This window comes from Streptomyces sp. NPDC051217 (assembly GCF_044455465.1).
Classification (GTDB): Bacteria; Actinomycetota; Actinomycetes; order Streptomycetales; family Streptomycetaceae; genus Streptomyces.
The window spans coordinates 117,786-138,152 of the sequence record NZ_JBITEV010000010.1 but is presented as its reverse complement, the minus strand read 5'-3'; the positions used below and the strand labels follow the sequence as shown (position 1 = coordinate 138,152).

13 protein-coding genes and 1 pseudogene are annotated in these 20,367 nt (G+C 71.5%); 12 read left to right on the top strand and 2 right to left on the bottom strand.

The window, feature by feature from the left end; all coding sequences use genetic code 11:
• A partial coding sequence (locus tag ACIBBB_RS22630) for an SUKH-4 family immunity protein (protein WP_398984660.1) occupies positions 1-1,417 on the top strand: 1,417 nt, incomplete at its 5' end.
• Between the two features lie 258 nt (positions 1,418-1,675).
• Positions 1,676-2,566 (top strand): cellulose-binding protein, encoded by an 891-nt coding sequence (locus ACIBBB_RS22625; RefSeq protein WP_398984658.1) that lies wholly within the window; start codon positions 1,676-1,678, stop codon positions 2,564-2,566.
• A gap of 42 nt (positions 2,567-2,608) precedes the next feature.
• On the opposite strand, the gene ACIBBB_RS22620 is transcribed toward ACIBBB_RS22625, so the two are convergent.
• Positions 2,609-4,204 (bottom strand): MFS transporter, encoded by a 1,596-nt coding sequence (locus tag ACIBBB_RS22620; RefSeq protein ID WP_398985009.1) that lies wholly within the window; start codon positions 4,202-4,204, stop codon positions 2,609-2,611.
• Between the two features lie 548 nt (positions 4,205-4,752).
• On the opposite strand from ACIBBB_RS22620, the gene ACIBBB_RS22615 reads away from it, so the two are divergent.
• The 8 genes and pseudogenes from ACIBBB_RS22615 to ACIBBB_RS22580 all read left to right on the top strand — a co-directional run bounded on the left by ACIBBB_RS22615 (position 4,753) and on the right by ACIBBB_RS22580 (position 16,265).
• Positions 4,753-5,541 (top strand): ABC transporter ATP-binding protein, encoded by a 789-nt coding sequence (locus tag ACIBBB_RS22615; RefSeq protein ID WP_398984656.1) that lies wholly within the window; start codon positions 4,753-4,755, stop codon positions 5,539-5,541.
• Entirely contained in the window at positions 5,538-8,114 is a 2,577-nt protein-coding gene (locus ACIBBB_RS22610) for an ABC transporter permease (RefSeq protein ID WP_398984654.1), read from the top strand. Before ACIBBB_RS22615 ends, ACIBBB_RS22610 begins: the two co-directional genes overlap by 4 nt.
• A 105-nt stretch (positions 8,115-8,219) precedes the next feature.
• A pseudogene (locus tag ACIBBB_RS22605) lies at positions 8,220-8,465 on the top strand (bacteriocin biosynthesis protein SagD); the annotation flags it as partial.
• Positions 8,466-8,763: 298 nt separating this feature from the next.
• Positions 8,764-12,315: a transcription-repair coupling factor gene (gene mfd / locus ACIBBB_RS22600; RefSeq protein WP_398984652.1), complete on the top strand. Its 3,552-nt coding sequence runs from the start codon at positions 8,764-8,766 to the stop codon at positions 12,313-12,315.
• Positions 12,316-12,380: 65 nt separating this feature from the next.
• Positions 12,381-13,109, top strand: coding sequence for an HNH endonuclease family protein (locus ACIBBB_RS22595; protein WP_398985007.1), 729 nt, complete (start codon positions 12,381-12,383; stop codon positions 13,107-13,109).
• Positions 13,110-13,177: 68 nt separating this feature from the next.
• Positions 13,178-13,924 carry an N-acetyltransferase gene (locus ACIBBB_RS22590; protein ID WP_398984650.1) on the top strand — a complete coding sequence of 249 codons (747 nt, stop codon included), beginning with the start codon at positions 13,178-13,180 and terminating at the stop codon, positions 13,922-13,924.
• Between the two features lie 182 nt (positions 13,925-14,106).
• Positions 14,107-14,700 (top strand): hypothetical protein, encoded by a 594-nt coding sequence (locus ACIBBB_RS22585; RefSeq protein ID WP_398984648.1) that lies wholly within the window; start codon positions 14,107-14,109, stop codon positions 14,698-14,700.
• Complete coding sequence (locus ACIBBB_RS22580) at positions 14,697-16,265, top strand: protein kinase (protein ID WP_398984646.1); 1,569 nt, start codon at positions 14,697-14,699, stop codon at positions 16,263-16,265. The genes ACIBBB_RS22585 and ACIBBB_RS22580 overlap by 4 nt, the downstream gene beginning before the upstream one ends.
• On the opposite strand, the gene ACIBBB_RS22575 is transcribed toward ACIBBB_RS22580, so the two are convergent.
• Positions 16,209-18,713, bottom strand: a complete 2,505-nt coding sequence (locus tag ACIBBB_RS22575) for a YfhO family protein (protein WP_398984644.1) — start codon at positions 18,711-18,713, stop codon at positions 16,209-16,211. The two genes, ACIBBB_RS22580 and ACIBBB_RS22575, sit on opposite strands and share 57 nt — an antisense overlap.
• 124 nt (positions 18,714-18,837) lie before the next feature.
• On the opposite strand from ACIBBB_RS22575, the gene ACIBBB_RS22570 reads away from it, so the two are divergent.
• Together ACIBBB_RS22570 and ACIBBB_RS22565 are read left to right on the top strand one after the other, a co-directional pair.
• A complete protein-coding gene (locus tag ACIBBB_RS22570; protein ID WP_398984642.1) occupies positions 18,838-19,824 on the top strand; it encodes a glycosyltransferase family 2 protein in 987 nt (328 codons plus the stop codon).
• Positions 19,821-20,288: a GtrA family protein gene (locus ACIBBB_RS22565; protein ID WP_398984640.1), complete on the top strand. Its 468-nt coding sequence runs from the start codon at positions 19,821-19,823 to the stop codon at positions 20,286-20,288. Before ACIBBB_RS22570 ends, ACIBBB_RS22565 begins: the two co-directional genes overlap by 4 nt.
• The last annotated feature ends 79 nt before the right edge of the window (positions 20,289-20,367 follow it).

The window sequence follows — 20,367 nt, the reverse complement described above, 5'->3', positions numbered from 1 at the left end:
TCCGAGTCAGGGTGGTCAGTCGCCGTCGCAGGGTGGTCCGCGTCCTCCGGGTCCGCCCGGTGCTCCGGGGGTGCCTGGGATGCCGCCGGGTCCGCCTGGTGTCCCGGGGGTGCCTGGTACGCCTCCGCCTGGTGGTGTGCATCACGCGGCGACGATGTTGGCGGATCCGAGTCAGGGTGGTCAGTCGCCGTCGCAGGGTGGTCCGCGTCCTCCGGGTCCGCCCGGTGCTCCGGGGGTGCCTGGGATGCCGCCGGGTCCGCCCGGTGTCCCGGGGGTGCCTGGTACGCCTCCGCCCGGTGGTGTGCATCACGCGGCGACCATGCTGGCCGGCCCCGGCGGCGTACCGGGTCCGCCGCCCGGCACCCCCGGTCCGCCCGGCCCTCCCGGAGTGCCTACCGGCGCCCCGCCGGGCACGTACGGCTATCCGCAGCAGCCCACGGGCATGCCGACGGTCGGCCCCGGCTACCAGGCCGTGCTGCGCTACCGCGCGCCCGACGGCTCCGAGGCCCAGCTCATCCGCCGCTCGGCGCCCGGCACCCCGCACCCCGAGTGGCAGATCCTGCACGAGCTGCGCGCGATGAACGTGCCGCCGCAGCAGGTGCTCGAACTCCACACCGAGCTGGAGTCCTGCGAGCTGCCCGGCGGTTACTGCGCGCGGATGATCCGCGAGACCTGGCCGCAGGTGCGGATCACCAGCGTCGCCCCGTACGGCAGGGACCACTCCAGCCGCCAGCAGGGCATGCAGCATCTGCTCACCCACCAGGGCGAGTTGCACCAGGTCGCGGACGGTCCGGCCCGTCCGGCCCCGGTCCGTGCCCCGCTGCCGCAGGTGCCGCCCGCGCAGCCGGTGCCGCCGGAGGCGATCGCGCAGGAGCTGGCGGGCGCGTTCGGCCCGCAGGGCATCTGCCGCTTCGACCAGCGCGCGGTGTCCCGTCAGGGCGTACCGGAGGTCGTGGCGCGCACGCTCGTATGGGCGGGCCTGCCGGGCGACTTCGGCCCGTTCTTCTGGGCCCAGCCCGCGCAGCCGGTGGTGCCGACGCTGGCCGAGCTGGCCGCGCAGCGGCAGGTGCAGCCGGCGGCGGACGCGGGCTCGTACCTGGTCATGGGCAGCGACTTCGGCCGGGCGATCTGTGTCCAGTACGGCACGGCGCACATCATGGCCGTGTCGGTCGAGACGGGTCCGGGCGGTCAGACGATCCCGCCGCAGTTCGTGAACACCGGGCTGCCGGAGTTCACCCGCTCGATGGCGCTGCTCGGCCGCATGTGGCGGCTGCGTTTCGGCCTGAATCCGGAGCAGGCGGGCCGCTGGACCGTCGACTTCCAGGCACAGCTGGCCGCGATCGATCCGGCGGCGCTGTCGTCGCCGGAGAGCTGGTGGTCGGTACTGCTGGAGCAGATGTGGGACGGGCTGCTCTGACCGTACGGCGCTGATCCGGCGGTGAAATCCGCCACGCAGAACCGCGCCCGGGGCGCCCTCCGTGATTCACGGGGGGCGCCCCGGCCGTTCCGGCGGTTGCCTCGGACGATGGCTTGAACGCGTCGGCCGCGCCATCGGCGGCGGAAGAGGAATCAGGCGCCCGGCGTCAAATGCCGCATCCTTGAGCAGGATGGACGGGTGGGGCGTTTCGCGGGGACGCCTGTCCCGTCACCGTATGTTCGGAGAGAGGCTTCAGTAATGGCTGCTGCACGCGCATCGGCTCACGGCTTCGACTCCCTACGGGGCCGCGGTTACCGCCCCGAGCAGGTCGACCGGCGGGTCACGGAGCTGTCGAGGGACCGCGAGGTCGCCGAGGCGCAGGAGCGGCGGCTCGCCATCGCGGCGGAGCGCCTTCAGTTGGAGGCGGAGCTGCTGCGGCAGCAGGTCGAGGCGCTGCCGCCGCAGACGTACGACTCACTGGGCGAGCGCGCCCGGAAGATACTGGCCCTGGTCGTCGAGGAGGCGGACGGGGCGCGCACGGCCGCGCGGGAGTACGCGTCGGCGCTGACCGACGACGCCGCGGACGCGGTCCGCAGGACGCGTGAGGCGGCCCGCGCGTACATGGAGGCGGTCACCGCCGACGCGGACGCGTACGCGAACCGGACCCTTCAGGACGCGCAGGGCGCGGCCGACGAACTGCGTACGGCCGCGCGCCGGGACGCCGAGGAGCTACGGGACGCGGCGCTGGCCCGCTTCGACGAGATCCGGCAGCGTACGGAGGCGTTGCTCACCGAGTTGGCGCAGGAGCACGCGGACCGGCTGGGCGCGACCGAGCGGGAGTTCGCGGGCCGTGAGGCTCAGGAGCAGGCGCGCCGGACAGAGCTGGCGGCCCGCGCGGACGCCGGTCTCGCGGACGCGAAGCGTGCCTTCGCGGAGGCGGAGGAGAGCGCCCGGCACATCCAGGAGGATTCGGCGGCGCGCGCGGAGGAGCTGATCGCGCGGGCGCGGGCGGCGGAGGAGCGGACCGTACGGGAGACGGATCGCATCCTGCGGGAGCACACGGAGGTCCGTGAGGAGGTCCAGGCGCGGATGACGCATGTCCGCAACAGCCTGGCGGCCCTGACGGGCCGGGCGCCTGCGGAGGGTTAGGGATGACACCCGCCGGACAGGGCCTGGGCGCTGTCGGCCTCTTTAAGAGGCGCCCGTCGCGGGGTCGGTCGCGGGATCCGTCGCCTTGTGGGGCCGAGGGTCCGGCTCCGGCTCCGGTGGGGGGTCCTGGTGGACGGGGAAGCGGCGTGGGGCCAGGAAGAGGAGCACCAGCAGGCTGAGGGCGGCGGCTGCGGCCGCGCCCAGGAAGACGGCGTCGACGGCCGAGTCCACCGCGCGGCGCAGGAAGTCGGCCGCGCGGTCGGTGAGGGCCGCCGGGTCGTCCAGGGCGTGCGACACGGAGTCGAGGTCGCGCGGGAGCCCGGTGCCGGGCGAGTCGGCGAGCCTGTTGCTGATGACGCCGTTGGCGAGCGCCCCGAAGAGCGCGGCGCCCACGCTCTGGCCGAGCTGGCGGTAGAAGAGGATCGACGCCGTCGCCGTACCGCGCTCCGACCAGCCGACCGTCCCCTGCACGGCGATGATCAGCGGGAGCTGGAACAGCCCGAGCGCCGCGCCGAGCAGCAGCATCAGCAGCGCCGGCTGCCACGCCTGGCCGGGGAAGGGCAGCAGGGGGAAGGCCAGCAGGACCAGGAGCGCGAAGGTCATGCCGGTGACGGCGGTGAGGCGGAAGCCGATGCGGTTGTAGACGCGGTCGCAGAGGGCCGCGCTGATCGGCCAGGTCAGGGTGATCGCGGAGAGCACGAAACCGGCGGCTATCGGGCCGAGGCCGAGGACGGACTGGGCGTACGTCGGCAGGAAGACCGTCGGGGCGATCATCAGCAGCCCGAGCGCGCCGAGCGCCAGGTTGACGGCGGCGATGGGGCGGCGGCGCCAGACCCAGCCGGGGATGATCGGGTCGGCCGCGCGCCGTTCGACGAGGAAGGTGACGGCGGCGAGCAGCGCGGTACCGGTGAGGAGCGCGATCGAGGGCGCGGAGAGCCAGGGCCAGGCGACACCCCCCTGGACGAGGGCGGTGACCAGGAGCGTGCCGGTGGCGAAGACGGCGAGCGCGCCCGCCCAGTCGATACGGGGGCGGGCCCCGGCGCCGGTCCTGGGGCGGGGAAGTCGCTTCGTACGCGCGGAGTCTCCCGCCTCGCGGTCGCCCGCGGGCGCGGCTTCGCGGCCGGGCTCGTGGAGGTGGCGGACGGTGAGGTACAGCGCGAGCGCGCCGACCGGCAGATTGATCAGGAAGATCCAGCGCCAGTCCGCGTACCCCGCGAGCAGTCCGCCGAGCGCGGGGCCCGCGACGGCGGACGTGGCCCAGACGGTGGAGAGTTTGGCCTGGATCTTGGGGCGTTCCTTCAGCGGGTACAGGTCGGCGGCGATCGTCTGCACCGTGCCCTGGATCGCGCCGCCGCCGAGCCCCTGGACGACGCGGAAGGCGATCAGGGAGCCCATGTTCCACGCGGTGGCACAGAGGACCGAGCCGATGAGGAAGAGGACGATGCCCGCGATCAGTACGGGCTTACGGCCGAAGGTGTCGGAGAGCTTTCCGTACACGGGCAGGGTGACCGTCGCGGCCAGCAGATAGCCGGAGAAGAGCCAGGAGAAGATCGAGAAGCCGCCGAGGTCTCCGACGATCTGCGGGACGGCGGTGGACAGGATCGTGCCGTCCAGCGCTGCCAGTGCCATGCCGAGCATCAGGGCGGCGACGACGGGACCGCGGCGGGGCTCGGGTATGACGGGGGTCACTGGATTCCTTCCCTATGCAGGTATCTCCCGGGAACAGCCTCTCACTTGACCCTCTCGCCGCGGCAGGGTGCGGGCTGGTTCCCGGAGCGAACCCTCAGTCGGGCTCCACCTGAGGGTGGAGAGCCCTTAGGTGGTCCTCCCTACTTCCGCCGGGGGCCGGTTCGTCCCGCTGGAGGATGAGAGGAGCGGTGCCGTTCTTTAAGTTGGTCTTACACCGCAGGGGCCGGTCGGGGGGCCGGCAGGTGACGGGGGACGGGGCCCGAGGGGGGCTACCACCAGGAAATGCTGAGGGAAACCCCAGCAGAAGTGTGAGCTTTTCCCCAGCGCGCCGGGGTACCTGGGGCGAGCAGACTCAAGGCACACAGCGGGACGGCCGCACAGGACGACCGCACGGCACGTACGCACGGCGCGACCATTCGCCGCACACCACCACACAGCGCGAGGCGCGCACCCGTGCCTCACGACGCCTGATTATCAACGGACTTAGGAGACTTACCGTGACAACGGCTGTAACCATCCCCAAGCACGGGGGCACGGGAGGGCGTTTGGCCGTCGCCGCGCGAGCGCGGCAGGTCGTCAAGGCCTACGGCTCGGGGGAGACGCGGATCGTCGCGCTCGACCATGTCGATGTGGACATCGCCCGTGGGCAGTTCACCGCGATCATGGGCCCGTCGGGCTCCGGAAAGTCGACGCTGATGCACTGCCTCGCCGGGCTCGACACGGTCACCTCGGGGGAGATCCACCTCGACGAGACCGAGATCACCAAGCTCAAGGACAAGAAGCTCACGCAGCTGCGCAGGGACCGGATCGGCTTCATCTTCCAGGCCTACAACCTGCTGCCGACGCTCAACGCCCTGGAGAACATCACGCTGCCCATGGACATCGCGGGCCGCAAGCCCGACCGGAACTGGCTCCAGCGGGTCGTGGAGACCGTCGGCCTCGCCGACCGCCTCAAGCACCGGCCCACCCAGCTCTCCGGCGGTCAGCAGCAGCGCGTGGCGGTCGCCCGCGCGCTCGCCGCCCAGCCCGAGATCATCTTCGGCGACGAGCCGACCGGAAACCTGGACTCGCGGGCCGGCGCCGAGGTGCTGAGCTTCCTGCGCAGGTCGGTGGACGAGCTGGGGCAGACCATGGTGATGGTCACGCACGACCCGGTCGCCGCGTCGTACGCGGACCGGGTGCTCTATCTCGCTGACGGCCGGATCGTCGACGAGATGCGCAACCCGACCGCCGAGCAGGTCCTCGACCGTATGAAGAACTTCGACGCGCGGGGGCGGACGTCGTGACCGTCGTCAAGACCTCGGTGCGCAACTTCCTCGCGCACAAGGGGCGCATGGCGCTCTCCGCCGTCGCCGTCCTGCTGTCGGTGGCCTTCGTCTCGGGGACGCTCGTCTTCACCGACACGATGAACACCACGTTCGACAAGCTTTTCGCCTCGACCTCGTCCGACGTCACCGTCAGCCCCAAGGGCGCCGCGGCCGCCGACGAGATGCCGTCGCAGACAGGCAAGCCCGAGTCGCTGCCGGCCTCCGTCGTCGCACGCGTCGAGAACTCGCCGGGCGTGAAGTCCGCCGAGGGCGCGGTGAGCAGCATGAGCGTCACGGTCGTCGACTCCGAGAACGAGAACGTGGGGGCGTCCAGCGGCGCCCCGACGATCGCGGGCAACTGGACCGAGAACGATCTCCGTTCGATGGAGATCACCTCCGGGCACGCCCCGCGCGGCCCCACCGAGGTCATGGTCGACGCCGACACCGCGGACAAGCACGACCTGAAGCTCGGCGACGAACTGCGCACCATCGTGGTCACCGGCGACATCACGGCGACGATCGTCGGCATCGCCACCTTCAAGGTGACCAACCCGGGCGCGACGATCCTCTACTTCGACACCGAGACCGCCCAGCGCGGACTCCTCGGTGAGACCGGCAGGTTCACGCAGATCAACGTCGTGGCCGGCCAGGGGGTGAGTGACACCCAGCTCAAGACGGACCTCGCGGGCTCCCTCGACGGCGCGTACAAGCTCCAGACCCAGAAGGAGATGACGGACGCGGGCCGGGACAGCGTCGGCTCGTTCCTCGATGTGATGAAGTACGCGATGCTCGGCTTCGCCGGGATCGCCTTCCTCGTCGGCATCTTCCTCATCGTCAACACCTTCTCCATGCTGGTCGCCCAGCGCACCCGGGAGATCGGCCTGATGCGGGCCATCGGGTCCAGCCGCAGGCAGGTCAACAGGTCGGTGCTGCTGGAGGCCGTCCTGCTCGGCATCGTCGGCTCCATCGCCGGTGTCGCCGCGGGCGTCGGGCTGGCCGTGGGCCTGATGAAACTGATGTCGTCCATCGGCATGGAGCTGTCCACCCAGGACCTCACGGTGAAGTGGACGACCCCCACGGTCGGGCTGGCGCTCGGGGTGATCGTCACCGTCCTCGCCGCGTACATCCCGGCCCGCCGGGCCGGGAAGATCTCGCCCATGGCGGCGCTGCGGGACGCCGGGACGCCGGCCGACGGCCGCGCCGGACGGATCCGGGGCGCGATCGGCCTGGTCCTCACCGCCGGCGGCCTCGCCGCGCTCCTGGCCGCCACGGGGGCCGAGAAGGCGAGCGAGGGCTCCCTGTTCCTCGGCGTCGGCGTGGTGTTCACACTCATCGGCTTCGTCGTCATCGGCCCTCTGCTCGCCGGGTTCTTCGTCCGGATCCTGAGCCTGTTCGTGCTGCGTGCCTGGGGTCCGGTCGGGCGGATGGCCGAGCGCAACGCGCTGCGCAACCCGCGGCGTACGGGAGCCACGGGTGCGGCGCTGATGATCGGACTGGCCCTGGTGGCGTGTCTGTCGGTGGTCGGTTCGTCGATGGTCGCGTCGGCGACGGACGAGCTGGACAAGTCGGTCGGCGCGGACTTCATCATCCAGTCCAGCAGCGGTCAGCCGATCGTGCCGCAGGCCCAGAAGGCGCTGGAGGCGGCGCCCCACACCTCACACATCACCGAGTACAAGTCGATCGAGGCCGAGCTGACCACGCCCGACGGGAAGACCGTCAGCGAGGATCTGGCGGCGGCCGACTCGACGTACGCGCAGGATCTGCGCCGTGAGACCGTCGCGGGGGAGCTGTCCGCCGCGTACGGCAAGGACGCCATGTCCGTCGGCGACACGTTCGCCGAGGAGCACGGCGTCGAGGTCGGGGATGTGCTGACCGTCGCCTTCAAGGGCGGCGAGACCGGCAAGCTCAAGGTCGCGGCGATCACGTCGGACGACGTGTCGGTGGACAAGGGCGCCAAGTACCTCTCCATCGCCACCGCCGAGCGGTATCTGACGGCGGAGAAGCTGCCGAAGAACATCCTCATGTTCGCGGCGGCCGACGACGGCAAGGAGAAGGAGGCGTACGCGGCGCTGAAGGACTCGCTGGCCGCGTACCCGCAGTACAAGGTCCAGGACCAGACGGACTTCAAGCAGGATCTGAAGGACCAGATCGGCCAGCTGCTCAACATCGTCTACGGTCTGCTCGGACTCGCGATCATCGTCGCGGTGCTGGGAGTGGTGAACACCCTCGCGCTGTCGGTCGTCGAGCGGACCAGGGAGATCGGACTGCTGCGGGCCATCGGTCTGTCGCGCCGTCAGCTGCGCCGCATGATCCGCCTGGAGTCGGTGGTCATCGCCCTCTTCGGAGCCCTCCTCGGCCTCGGTCTGGGCATGGGCTGGGGCACCGCGGCGCAGAAGATCCTCGCCCTGGAGGGACTGGGGGTCCTGGAGATCCCCTGGCCGACCATCGGCGGGGTGTTCGTGGCCTCGGCCTTCGTGGGACTGTTCGCCGCGCTCGTCCCGGCCTTCCGGGCCGGCCGCATGAATGTCCTGAACGCGATCGCCACGGATTAGGGCCGTCGAACGGTGGCCGGCAGGGCGCCAACGTAGGTTTTCGGCTCCGATGGGTGTCCTCCACACCCACCGGGGCCGATGCCGTTCTCCCTGGTCGAGGTGGTGCGCACCGAGCGGGACGAGGCCCGGCTGCGCGCCAGGGCCACCGACTACGACAAGGTCGCCTCGCTGCACGACCACCCGCTCGCCTACGGCATCCCCGAGATGGGGAACGCCCACTTCCTGATCGGCGAGCCGGGCGCGCCCCGGCCGCCCAAGCGCTCCCTCACTCAGGCGTACGGCGACGGATCGCCGCCGCCCGACTCCGACGATCCGCGCGACGACCTCGACCGGTGCGTAAGTGCCGTGACCGACAAGGAAGGAGTTGTGGGACTTGCGTGTGCGCAAGGTGGCGGGACCGGCGGGCGTGGTCCTGTCATCAGACCGGTGAGCGCCGATCGCGCAGGGTGACGCCCGGTACCGTCTCCGTGTCGGGCGGGGACGCCCCGGCAGCCCCCGTCCCCTCCCGCGCGGCGGCTGTCCGTCCAGGGTCGTACGCTGGGAGCCCCCGGCCCGTGAGACGCGTCGGGCCCTTCGCGTTGAGGTGACGCGCCTCGCGTCGGTTCGTAAGCCCCCCGCCACACCCCTGGATCCGGACGGAAACCCCTTCATGAGCCTGCACGGTCTGCTCGACGCCGTTGTACGAGACCCGGCGCTCGCCGAAGCGGTCGGCGCCGCCGCCGACGGGCACCGCTCGCACGTCGATCTGGTCGGTCCGCCCGCGGCCCGCCCCTTCGCGGTCGCCGCGCTCGCGCGTGACGCGGGCCGGACCGTGCTCGCCGTCACCGCGACCGGCCGGGAGGCCGAGGATCTCGCGGCCGCGCTGCGGTCCCTGCTGCCCGCCGACTCCGTCGCGGAGTTCCCTTCCTGGGAGACGCTGCCGCACGAGCGCCTGTCGCCCCGCAGCGACACCGTCGGCCGCCGGCTCGCCGTGCTGCGCCGGCTCGCGCACCCCCGCGCCGACGATCCCGGCGCCGGACCGGTCAGCGTCGTCGTCGCGCCCATCCGCTCCGTGCTCCAGCCGCAGGTCAAGGGCCTCGGCGAGCTGGAGCCCGTCTCGCTGACCAGCGGCGGCACCGCCGATCTGAACGAGGTGACGCAGGCGCTGTCCGCCGCCGCGTACGCCCGCGTCGAACTGGTCGAGAAGCGCGGCGAGTTCGCCGTACGAGGCGGCATCCTGGACGTCTTCCCGCCCACCGAGGAGCACCCCCTGCGGGTGGAGTTCTGGGGCGACGACATCGAGGAGATCCGCTACTTCAAGGTCGCCGACCAGCGGTCACTCGAAGTCGCCGAACACGGACTGTGGGCGCCGCCCTGCCGTGAGCTGCTGCTCACCCCTCAGGTACGGGAGCGGGCCGCCGCCCTCGCCGAGGTGCACCCCGAGCTGAGCGAGATGCTCGGCAAGATCTCGGAGGGCATCGCGGTGGAGGGCATGGAGGCCCTGGCACCGGTCCTCGTCGACGACATGGAGCTGCTGCTCGACGTCCTGCCCGCGGGCTCGATGGCGCTGGTCTGCGACCCCGAGCGGGTCCGCACCCGCGCCGCCGACCTGGTCGCCACCAGCCAGGAGTTCCTCCAGGCGTCCTGGGCGGCCGGAGCCGGCGGCGGGGAGGCGCCCATCGACGTCGGCGCGGCCTCGCTCCGGGGCATCGCGGACGTCCGCGACCGGGCCCGCGAGCTGGGGATGATGTGGTGGTCGGTGGCGCCGTTCGCCGCCGACGAGGAGCTGTCGGAGGACACCCTCAAGCTGGGCATGCGCGCCCCGGAGACGTACCGCGGCGACACCGCCCGCGCCCTCGCCGACACCAAGGGCTGGCTCGCCGACGGCTGGCGCACCGTCTATGTCACAGAGGGCCACGGCACCGCCGTCCGTACCGTCGAGGTGCTCGGCGGCGAGGGCATCCCCGCCCGGCTCGACACCCCCGAGGCGCGCGGTGGGCAGGGCCTCACCGAGATCTCCCCGGCCCTCGTGCACGTGGCGTGCGGCTCGATCGACTACGGCTTCGTGGACCCGGCGCTCAGGCTCGCCGTCCTCACCGAGACCGACCTGTCCGGCCAGAAGGCCGCGGGCAAGGACGGCGTACGGATGCCGACCAAGCGCCGCAAGACGATCGACCCGCTCACCCTGGAGGCGGGCGACTTCATCGTCCACGAGCAGCACGGCGTCGGCCGGTACGTGGAGATGGTCCAGCGCACCGTGCAGGGCGCGACCCGTGAGTATCTGCTCGTCGAGTACGCCCCCGCCAAGCGCGGCCAGCCCGGCGACCGCCTCTACATCCCCACCGACCAGCTCGAACAGGTCACCAAGTACGTCGGCGGCGAGGCCCCCACCCTGCACCGACTCGGCGGCGCCGACTGGACGAAGACCAAGCAGCGCGCCAAGAAGGCGGTCAAGGAGATCGCCGCCGACCTGATCAAGCTCTACTCGGCGCGGATGGCGGCGCCCGGCCACGCCTTCGGCGCGGACACGCCCTGGCAGCGGGAGCTGGAGGACGCGTTCCCGTACGTGGAGACCCCCGATCAGCTCTCCACCATCGCCGAGGTCAAGGAGGACATGGAGAAGACGGTCCCGATGGACCGGCTGGTCTGCGGCGACGTCGGCTACGGCAAGACGGAGATCGCCGTACGCGCCGCCTTCAAGGCCGTCCAGGACGGCAAGCAGGTCGCCGTCCTCGTCCCCACGACACTGCTCGTGCAGCAGCACTTCGGCACCTTCTCCGAGCGGTACGCGCAGTTCCCCGTCGTCGTGAAGGCGCTGTCCCGCTTCCAGAGCGACACCGAGGCGAAGGCGACCCTCGAAGGGCTGCGGGAGGGGTCGGTCGACATCGTCATCGGCACGCACCGCCTCTTCTCCTCCGAGACGAAGTTCAAGGATCTCGGCCTGGTGATCGTGGACGAGGAGCAGCGCTTCGGCGTCGAGCACAAGGAGCAGCTGAAGAAGCTCCGCGCCAACGTCGACGTGCTGACCATGTCCGCGACGCCGATCCCGCGCACGCTGGAGATGGCGGTCACCGGCATCCGCGAGATGTCGACCATCACCACCCCGCCCGAGGAGCGGCACCCGGTGCTGACCTTCGTCGGACCGTACGAGGAGAAGCAGATCGGCGCGGCCATCCGGCGTGAACTGCTGCGCGAGGGCCAGGTCTTCTACATCCACAACCGCGTCGAGTCCATCGACCGCGCCACGGCCCGGCTGCGCCAGATCGTCCCCGAGGCGCGGATCGCCACCGCGCACGGCCAGATGTCCGAACAGGCCCTGGAACAGGTCGTGGTGGACTTCTGGGAGAAGAAGTTCGACGTCCTCGTCTCCACCACGATCGTGGAGTCCGGCATCGACATCGCCAACGCCAACACCCTCGTGGTGGAACGCGGCGACAACTTCGGCCTCTCCCAGCTCCACCAGCTGCGCGGCCGGGTGGGGCGCGGCCGCGAGCGCGGCTACGCGTACTTCCTCTACCCGCCGGAGAAGCCGCTGACGGAGACCGCGCACGAACGCCTCGCGACGATCGCCCAGCACACCGAGATGGGCGCCGGCATGTATGTCGCGATGAAGGACCTGGAGATCCGCGGCGCGGGCAACCTGCTCGGCGGCGAGCAGTCCGGGCACATCGCGGGCGTCGGATTCGACCTGTACGTACGCATGGTCGGCGAGGCCGTCGCGGACTACCGCGCGGCGGTCGACGGCACGGTGCAGGAGGAGCCGCCGCTGGAGGTCAAGATCGAGCTGCCGGTCGACGCGCACGTCCCGCACGACTACGCGCCCGGCGAGCGGCTGCGCCTCCAGGCGTACCGCGCGATCGCCTCCGCCAACTCGGAGGCCGACATCACCGCCGTACGCGAGGAACTGACCGACCGTTACGGCAAGCTCCCCGAACCGGTCGAGAACCTGCTGCTGGTGGCGGGGCTGCGGATGCTGGCGCGGGCCTGCGGCGTCGGCGAGATCGTCCTCCAGGGGTCCAACATCCGCTTCGCACCGGTGGAGTTGAGGGAGTCGCAGGAGCTGCGGCTCAAGCGCCTCCATCCCCGTACGGTGATCAAGCCGACGGCCCACCAGATCCTGGTGCCGCGCCCGACGGCGGGCAAGATCGGTGGCAAGCCGGTGGTCGGACGCGAACTGCTGTCGTGGACGGGGGAGTTCCTGGCGACGATCCTGGGGTCGTGACCCTCGTCAGACGTACGTCCCCGCGCTCCGCCCGTCCCGCCCGTCGTCGCCGTCCCGTACGGCCACTGCTCGTCGTCGCGCTGGCCGCCTCGCTGCTCGCGGGCTGCGACGCCATCGATTCCGCCGGTTCCGGCGAAGTCGACGGCGGCGCCCCGGGCGGGCGGGCGGCCGGCCCGCTGGGGAATGCCGACGGGACCGCGCCCGGTCTCGCGCCACTCACGAAGGACGCGGACCTGGCGGCGGGCCGCGAGCTGATCGGAACGCTGGAGGTGAAGGGGCGAGGGCCGAAGACCGGTTACGACCGGGACGAGTTCGGCTACGCGTGGATGGACTCGGCCGACGGCGTCCCGTTCGCCCGCAACGGCTGCGACACCCGGAACGACCTGCTGAGACGCGACGGCCAGAAGGTCGAGTTCCGGTCCGGCTCCGACTGTGTGGTCGTCTCGATGACGCTGCACGACCCGTACACCGGCAAGGACATCGCGTGGAAGAAAAAGCGGGCGACGGCCGTCCAGATAGACCACCTGGTGCCCCTGTCCTACAGCTGGCAGCTGGGCGCGGCCCGCTGGAACGAGGACAAGCGCGAGCGGTTGGCGAACGACCCGCTGAACCTGCTGCCGGTCGACGGCCCCACGAACAGCGGCAAGGGCGACTCGGGGCCGGCCTCCTGGCTGCCGCCCAGCAGAGGCGTCCGCTGCGCGTACGTGGTGCGGTTCGCGCAGGTGGCGCTCAAGTACGAGATGCCGGTGACGGCCCCGGACAAGCGCGTGATGGCAGCCCAGTGCGCGGGCTGAGCGACCCCTTCCCGGAGGGCGAACAAAACCGGTGGGGCGTGGGGGCCGTACGCCGTTAACCTGCGCGTATGAAGCTGACCGTCACCACCCTCGCCGAACGTCCCGAACTCGTCGGACCGATGTGGCGAATGCTCGACACCTGGCCCACCTTCATGCTTCACGACCCCGTCGGCTGGGCGAACATCGGGCGGATCGTCGGCGAGCTGCCCGAGTACGTGCTCGTCGGCACGGACGAGGAGGGGATCGTCGTGGCCCGCGCCTTCAGCGTCCCCTTCCAGCTCCACACCGAGGGACGCGAGAGCCTGCCGCCCACCGGCTGGGACCAGGCGCTGCTGTGGGCGTTCTCCGATCTGCGGCACGGCCGCAAGCCCGACACCGTCAGCGCCATCGAGATCACCGTCGCCACCGACCGGCAGGGCCAGGGCCTGTCCGGCAGGATGCTGGCGGCGATGCGCGAGAACGCCGCGAGCCGGGGCTTCACCGAACTGCTCGCCCCCGTACGACCCAGCGCCAAGCACGAGGAGCCGAACGCCGCCATGGACGAGTACGCCCGCCGCGTACGGGACGAGGACGGGCTGCCGTACGACCCCTGGCTCCGCGTCCACGTCCGCGCGGGCGGTGTCATCGAATCGGTGGCGCCCGCCTCCATGACCATCGGCGGATCGGTCGACCAGTGGCGCGGGTGGACGGGGCTCCCGTTCGACACCGACGGACCCGTACTCGTACCCGGAGCGCTCGTGCCCGTGCACTGCGAGGCCACCCGCGGATACGGTGTGTACGTCGAACCCAACGTGTGGGTGCGCCACCGGATCTGAGCGATGGGGCCAGGTGCGGGGGCAGGGGGATTCACACGACGGGCTTCGGCCGGCGGTGCCGCTGTATACCCTCGATACGCTTTCGCCGACGTCCCCACCGGCCCGTCAGGAGCAGCATGCACGGCCCCGGAACAGCGCAGCCTCCGCCGAGCGCCACACCCTCGCCCGGGATGCTCGCCTTCATGCGAGTGATCTTCGTGGCCTTGCCGCTGCTGACCTGCGGCTTCCTCGCCTGGGCGACGACGCTGCGGGTGGCGATCGTGACCCGCTCGGTCCTGAACTGGTGGCTGTTCGTGGGGAACGTGGCCCTCAACATCATGTGGATCGTCTATCTCGCCCAGGACAACACCGACGACTTCAGCAGCCCCGCGGGCAACGTCGGCGTGATCGGCATGCTGTTGACCGGTACCGCCGCCATCGTCTACTACCTGTACGCGGACTTCAGGCACTACCGGGGCCACTCGGCGCCGTACCCGGGCTACTATCCGCCGCACATGGCGCCGCCGTACCAGCCGCCGCCCGCCAACTCCGGTTACGGGTACGGCGGTCCGACCCGGCCGATGACCGGACCGCAGCAGCAGCCCCTGCCTCATCCGCCCCAACACCAGCCCCAGCGGCACCAGCAGCCGCCGTACGCGCAGCCCGGCCCCGCGACCCCCGCCCCCGCACAGCCCAACCACTCCACCCCGCCGCCCCGGATCGACCAGGTGCGCGCCGAGCTGGACGAGCTGAGCGATCTCCTGCGCCGTGACAGCGGCGAGGGCGACAGACGGTGAACGCCCGCGTCGTCGCGGACCGTTACGAGATGGCCTCGCTCATCGGCCAGGGCGGCATGGGCCAGGTCTGGACGGCGTACGACCAGCGCCTCGGCCGCCGCGTCGCCGTCAAACTGCTGCGCCCCGACAAGATGGCCGCCGAGACCGCCGCCGAGGACATGCGCCGCCGGTTCGTCCGCGAATGCCGGGTCACCGCCCAGGTCGACCACCCAGGCCTGGTCACCGTCCACGACGCGGGCAGCGACGGCGACGAGCTCTATCTGGTCATGCAGTTCGTCGAAGGAACCGACCTCGCGGCCCACTTCACCGAGCACGCGCCCTACCCGTGGCAGTGGGCCGCCTCGGTCGCCGCCCAGCTGTGCGCCGCGCTCGCCGCCGTGCACGCGGTGCCGATCGTGCACCGCGACCTCAAACCGCGGAACGTGATGGTCAAGCCCGACGGCACGGTCCTCGTGCTCGACCTCGGCGTGGCCTCCGTCATCGACACCGACACCACCCGCCTCACCCACACCGGATCGGTCATCGGCAGCCCCGCCTACATGGCCCCCGAGCAGGTGATGGGCGGCGCCGTCGGCCCGTACACCGACCTCTACGCCCTCGGCGCGGTCCTGCACGAACTCCTCAGCGGCACCGTGCCGTTCCCCGGCACGACCGCCCTCGGTGTGCTGCACCGGCATCTGTACGAGCCGCCCGTGCCGGTCCGCCGGATCCGACCGGACGTCCCCGAGGCGCTGGAGGCGCTCGTCCTGCGGCTGCTCGCCAAGGACCCGCAGCACCGCCCCGCCGGAGCGCAGGAGGTGTACGAGGCGCTCGCCCCGCTGCTGCCGACGCGCGGGATGATCGGCGCTCCCGGCTCCACGGGCGCCGGCGCGTGGCTCGGCCCGGCCCGCCCGTTCCTGCGCCCGCTCGCGCCCTGGCCCGACCGCGCGACCGCGCTGCCGTCCGCGCCCGTACCCCCGAGTCCGGAACACGTGCCCGCCCGGCGCCCGGACGTCGCGGCCGCCGTGGACGAGGCCAAGCGTCTCCTCGGCGAGGGCAGCATCACCCAGGCCGTCGACATCATCGGCGGAATCCTGCCCGCCGCCGCGGCCGAGCACGGCGAACGCTCACCGGTCGTACGCATCCTGCGCAAGCAGTACGCGACGACGCTGATGGACGACGGCCAGTACCGCCGCGCCCTGCCCGAGCTGCGCCGCCTCGCCGACGACCGCGCGGCCGAGGCGGGCCCCGGCGACCCGCAGACGCTCCAGTACGGCTACGACACCGCGCAGTGCCTCGAACAGCTCGGCGAGGCGCACGCGGCGCTCAACAAATACCGCTCCCTGCTGTCCTTCTACGAAAGCGCCACCCAGCCGGGCGCCGACCAGTCGCGTGTCTTCGACATCAGGCACCGCGTCGGGAATCTGCTGCTGGCGGTCGGCGACCACTCGGGGGCGCAGCAGCAGTTGCAGCACCTGCTCTACGACGCGGAGCGGGCGTACGGCCCCTACCACCCCCTCCCCGTCGAGCTACGGCGCGGGCTCGACCGCAGGCAGCAGTTCCGGGGCACCACCCGGGGCAGGTAGCTCCTGCGGGCCTCGCCGTTCGCGGCGCCGCCTCCGTACGGAGAGCACGGCGATGGCCGTCAGCACGAGCAGCGACGCGGCTCCCAGGGCGGCGCCCGAGCGCAGGCCCGGGGGCCGGAACGAGCAGTCGACCGAGGTGGTCGTGCCGTCCGGGTCCAGCGGGACGGCGACCAGGCCCAGGGATGAGTCGGCCGGCTTCCCCGCGCAGCTCCAGCCGGCGATCCGGGGCGCGGCGATGACGGCCGTTCCCCTGCTGCCGGGCGGCAGTTGGGCCCGTACACCGTGATCCGTCACCCGCACGGAGACGGCGCCGGTCCTCTTCATCCGGTCCACGGCGGCGTCGAGACGCGCCCGGTCCAGACAGGCCACCGTCCGCCTGCCCGTCACCTCGCGGTCGAACGTCACGCGCTCACCGGCGCGTTCGGCCGTCCCGAGCGACGTCACGGCCGCGCGCCAGCGGGGCTTGTCGCCGCGCAGCTCGACGGGCGGGGCGTCGCCGAGCCGGGCGGTGCCGAAGTAGTCGGGCGCCCAGAGGAAGACCTCGCGGCCCGCCGGGCAGGACCCGGCGACGGGGTCGGAGTAGACGCGCGAGCCGAGCAGCGTCTCCTGGTTGCGGAAGGGCGAGGGCCCGTAACGCGCGGGTGTGCTCTCCGGCGGTCGTACGGTCACCAGCGGGGGCACCTCGGCCCGGCTCAGCTGGGGCGGAGCGCCGCCCGCCTGCCCCCCGTTCGACTCGTCCGCCTCCGTACGGAAGCGCGCGCCGACCGCGAACACGGCGTCCACGACCGGGCTGTCGAGGCTCTGCACCGCCCGTCCGTTCGACGTCCAGCCGGCCCCGAGCGCGCCGAGCGTACGGGTGAGCACGTCGGGCGTGTGACTGCTGTAGTAGGAGGAGCCCTGCCCGCCGAGCAGCATCGGATCGTTCGCGGTGATCTGCGTACGCCCCGGGTCGGTGCGGTAGCGCGGCCACCCGTCCACGGCGGCGATCGCGTCGGCGCGCTCCTCGTGCGCCTCGTCCCACGCCGGGTAGTGGTCGAGCCGGTCGAGCCGGGCCCGGTCGGCGTACGCGACGGTCGCCGCCGCCTGCCCCGCGAGCCCGCCCACCAGCAGCAGCGCGGCCAGCGCCGCGTACCGGCGCCGGGGCAGCAGCCGTACCACCAGCAGCGCGGCCACGGCCGCCGCGAGCCCGCACGCGTAGAGCGCGAGGGCGCGCCGGCCGGTCAGCGCGTCGGTGGCGGCGAAGGCTCCGACCGCGACGAGTACGCCGGTGCCGGCGAACAGCGGGCGGCGGCCCGGCCAGCCGTACGCCAGACACTGCCAGGCCGCGATCACCAGCAGCCCTGACAGCACGAACGTCTGCCGGAACGGGCTGCCGTTGGGCGTCGCGAAGGCGTGCCACAGCAGATGCGTCGGCCCCCACTGCAACGACAGCGCGACCCCGCCCGCGAGCCCGGCCCACGCCAGTCGCTCGCGCCGGGGCACGGCCCGGTTGAACGGCAGCACGGCGGCGAGCAGCAGGGCGCCGCCGCCCAGGAAGACGGCGGGCGTGAAGAAGTCGTACGTCGCGGGCAGCGTCCGCGCGAACATCTCGCTCCAGCCGGCGGGTTCGAACTCCGTCGTCCAGCCCGGATACGCGTGCCCCGTCCCCATGACCACCGGCAGCAGCACGGGCGCGGCGAGCCCGATCCCGAGCAGCACGGTGACCGTTCCGCGCAGCATGACGCCCAGCCGCTCGCGCACCGCCCCGCGGGCGAGCAGGAGTTGGACGCAGAGCACGAGCGCCGCGCCGAGGGTCGCCATGTACGCGGTGTAGAAGTTGGCGATCCACGCGAGAGCGACGACGAGCGGGCCGAGCACCGGCCGGCGGCCTTCCCGCACCCACTCGCCGACCAGGCAGAGCAGGGGGAAGGCGATGAGCCCGTCGAGCCACATCGGGTTGTACGACGCCTCGATGACGGACCAGCCGCAGAGCGCGTACGTGGCGCCGAGCACCCCGGCGACCCACCACGGCGTCGCGACCCGCCCCGATTCCGTCCCCGCGTCCCTTCGCCCGCGCGCCATCGAGAGCAGCAGCCAGGCCATCGCCGCGCCCGCCGCCGCCATTTTGAGGACGGTGATGACATAGACGGCGAGGTCGATCCGGTCCCGTGGGAAGAGCCCCACCAGCAGGGCGAAGGGACTGGTCAGATACGTACCGAGGTCGGGCAGGAACGCCGTGCCGTACCCGGACTGCCAGTTGAGCAGCAGCCCGCCGTCCCCGCGCCCGTGCAGCAGGTCCCACAGCTTGGCGTGGAAGGGGACGAACTGGTTGCCCAGGTCGTTGACGCTCCTGGTCTCGGAGCTGAAGGGGAAGCTCCGTGCCACCGCGTCACCCACACAGACGGTGGCCACGGTGATCAGAGCGGCGAACGTGGCTGCCCGGCCACGCACGGATTCCAGGATCGGCATAGTGATCGAATATGTCAGTGTGGATCCGGACATAGGGGTCGTTACCACTTCAGTTCATGTGATGGCCGCCTGTAATTCACGCCGGGAATCCGCCGGTGACATTCCTGTGGGCTGTCGTTCTACCGTGCTGATCTCACTAGTGGTCCCGTGCTTCAACGAAGAGGCGATCGTCGACCGCTTCCACGACCGTGTGACCGATGAACTCACGCTGCTCGAAGGGGAACTCGGGCATGAGTTCGAGCTGGTCTACGTGGACGACGGAAGCCGGGACGGGACTCTGGAGCGATTGGACGAGCTCGCCGCGGCCGACCCCCGCGCCCGTTACGTCTCCTTCAGCCGGAACTTCGGCAAGGAGGCGGCGATGCTGGCCGGTCTGAAGTACGCGAAGGGCGACGCCGTCGTCATCATGGACGCGGACCTCCAGCACCCGCCGGAGCTGGTCCGGCGCATGCTCGCCCTCCACGAGGAGGGGTACGAGCAGGTCATCGCCCGCCGTACGCGCAAGGGCGACCGCGTCACCCGCACCCTGGCCGCCCGCGCCTACTACCGGCTCATCAACCGTCTGATCGACGTCGAACTGGTCGACGGTGTCGGGGATTTCCGGCTGCTGTCGCGCCGCGCGGTCGACGCGGTGCTCGGCCTCGCCGAGTACAACCGCTTCTCCAAGGGAATCTTCGCCTGGGTCGGATTCCGCTCGACCACCTTCGAGTACGAGAACGCGGTCCGTGAGCAGGGCCGTTCCAAGTGGAGCTTCGGAAAGCTGCTCAACTACGGGCTCGACGGCATGCTCTCCTTCAACAACAAGCCCCTGCGCGCCGCGCTCTACCTCGGACTGGTGCTGCTCTCGCTCGCCTCCCTGTACGCGGCGTGGATCGTCGTCGACGCCATGGTCAGCGGGGTCGACGCACCCGGCTATGTCACACTCCTGGTGGCCATCACGGCGCTGTCGGGCGTACAGATGGTGATGGTGGGAGTCGTCGGCGAGTACGTCGGCCGCATCTATTACGAGGTGAAGCGGCGCCCCCACTATCTGGTGGCGGCGACCGACGTGGACCGGCCGCGCCGGGCAGGTGCGACGACGGACCAGGAGCAGGAGCTCGTAGGCACATGAGGGTCCGGGGCCAGCTGATCAGATTCGCGCTCGTCGGGGTCGTCAACACCGGTTCGTACTACGCCTGTTATCTGGTCCTGCTGACCTGGCTCCCCTACGTCGCGGCGCATGTCGTCGCCTTCGTGCTCAGCATGATCGGCTCGTTCTTCCTCAACTCCTACTTCACCTACCGGACCCGGCCGACCTGGCGGAAGTTCCTGCTCTTCCCGCTCACCAACGCGGCGAACTTCACCATCACCACGTGCGGTGTCTATCTGCTGGTCGACGTACTGGAATTCAGCAGCACCTACGCGCCCCTGATCGCCGCGGCGGCGGCGATCCCGATCACCTTCGTGGTCTCCCGCACGATCATGCTGCGACCCGACGAACCGGACCCGCCGACACCGGAGCCGGAGCCCGAGCCCGAGGCGGCGCCGGACGGGCAGCGGGCGGGCAGCGGGCGGGACAGGGCGAAGTTTTCGTAAAAGGACAGGGTGACTGGATCGGATCCGCCGCCACTGCCTAACATCGATCAACGCACGGTCGTTGTCACGATCCAGGAGG

Coding starts and splice junctions, on each gene's coding strand:
- ACIBBB_RS22625 (WP_398984658.1), top strand. CDS start 1,676: ATGGCTGCTGCACGCGCATCGGCTCACGGCTTCGACTCCCTACGGGGC.
- ACIBBB_RS22620 (WP_398985009.1), bottom strand. CDS start 4,204: ATGCTCGGCATGGCACTGGCAGCGCTGGACGGCACGATCCTGTCCACC.
- mfd (WP_398984652.1), top strand. CDS start 8,764: ATGAGCCTGCACGGTCTGCTCGACGCCGTTGTACGAGACCCGGCGCTC.
- ACIBBB_RS22590 (WP_398984650.1), top strand. CDS start 13,178: ATGAAGCTGACCGTCACCACCCTCGCCGAACGTCCCGAACTCGTCGGA.
- ACIBBB_RS22585 (WP_398984648.1), top strand. CDS start 14,107: ATGCGAGTGATCTTCGTGGCCTTGCCGCTGCTGACCTGCGGCTTCCTC.
- ACIBBB_RS22575 (WP_398984644.1), bottom strand. CDS start 18,713: ATGCCGATCCTGGAATCCGTGCGTGGCCGGGCAGCCACGTTCGCCGCT.
- ACIBBB_RS22565 (WP_398984640.1), top strand. CDS start 19,821: ATGAGGGTCCGGGGCCAGCTGATCAGATTCGCGCTCGTCGGGGTCGTC.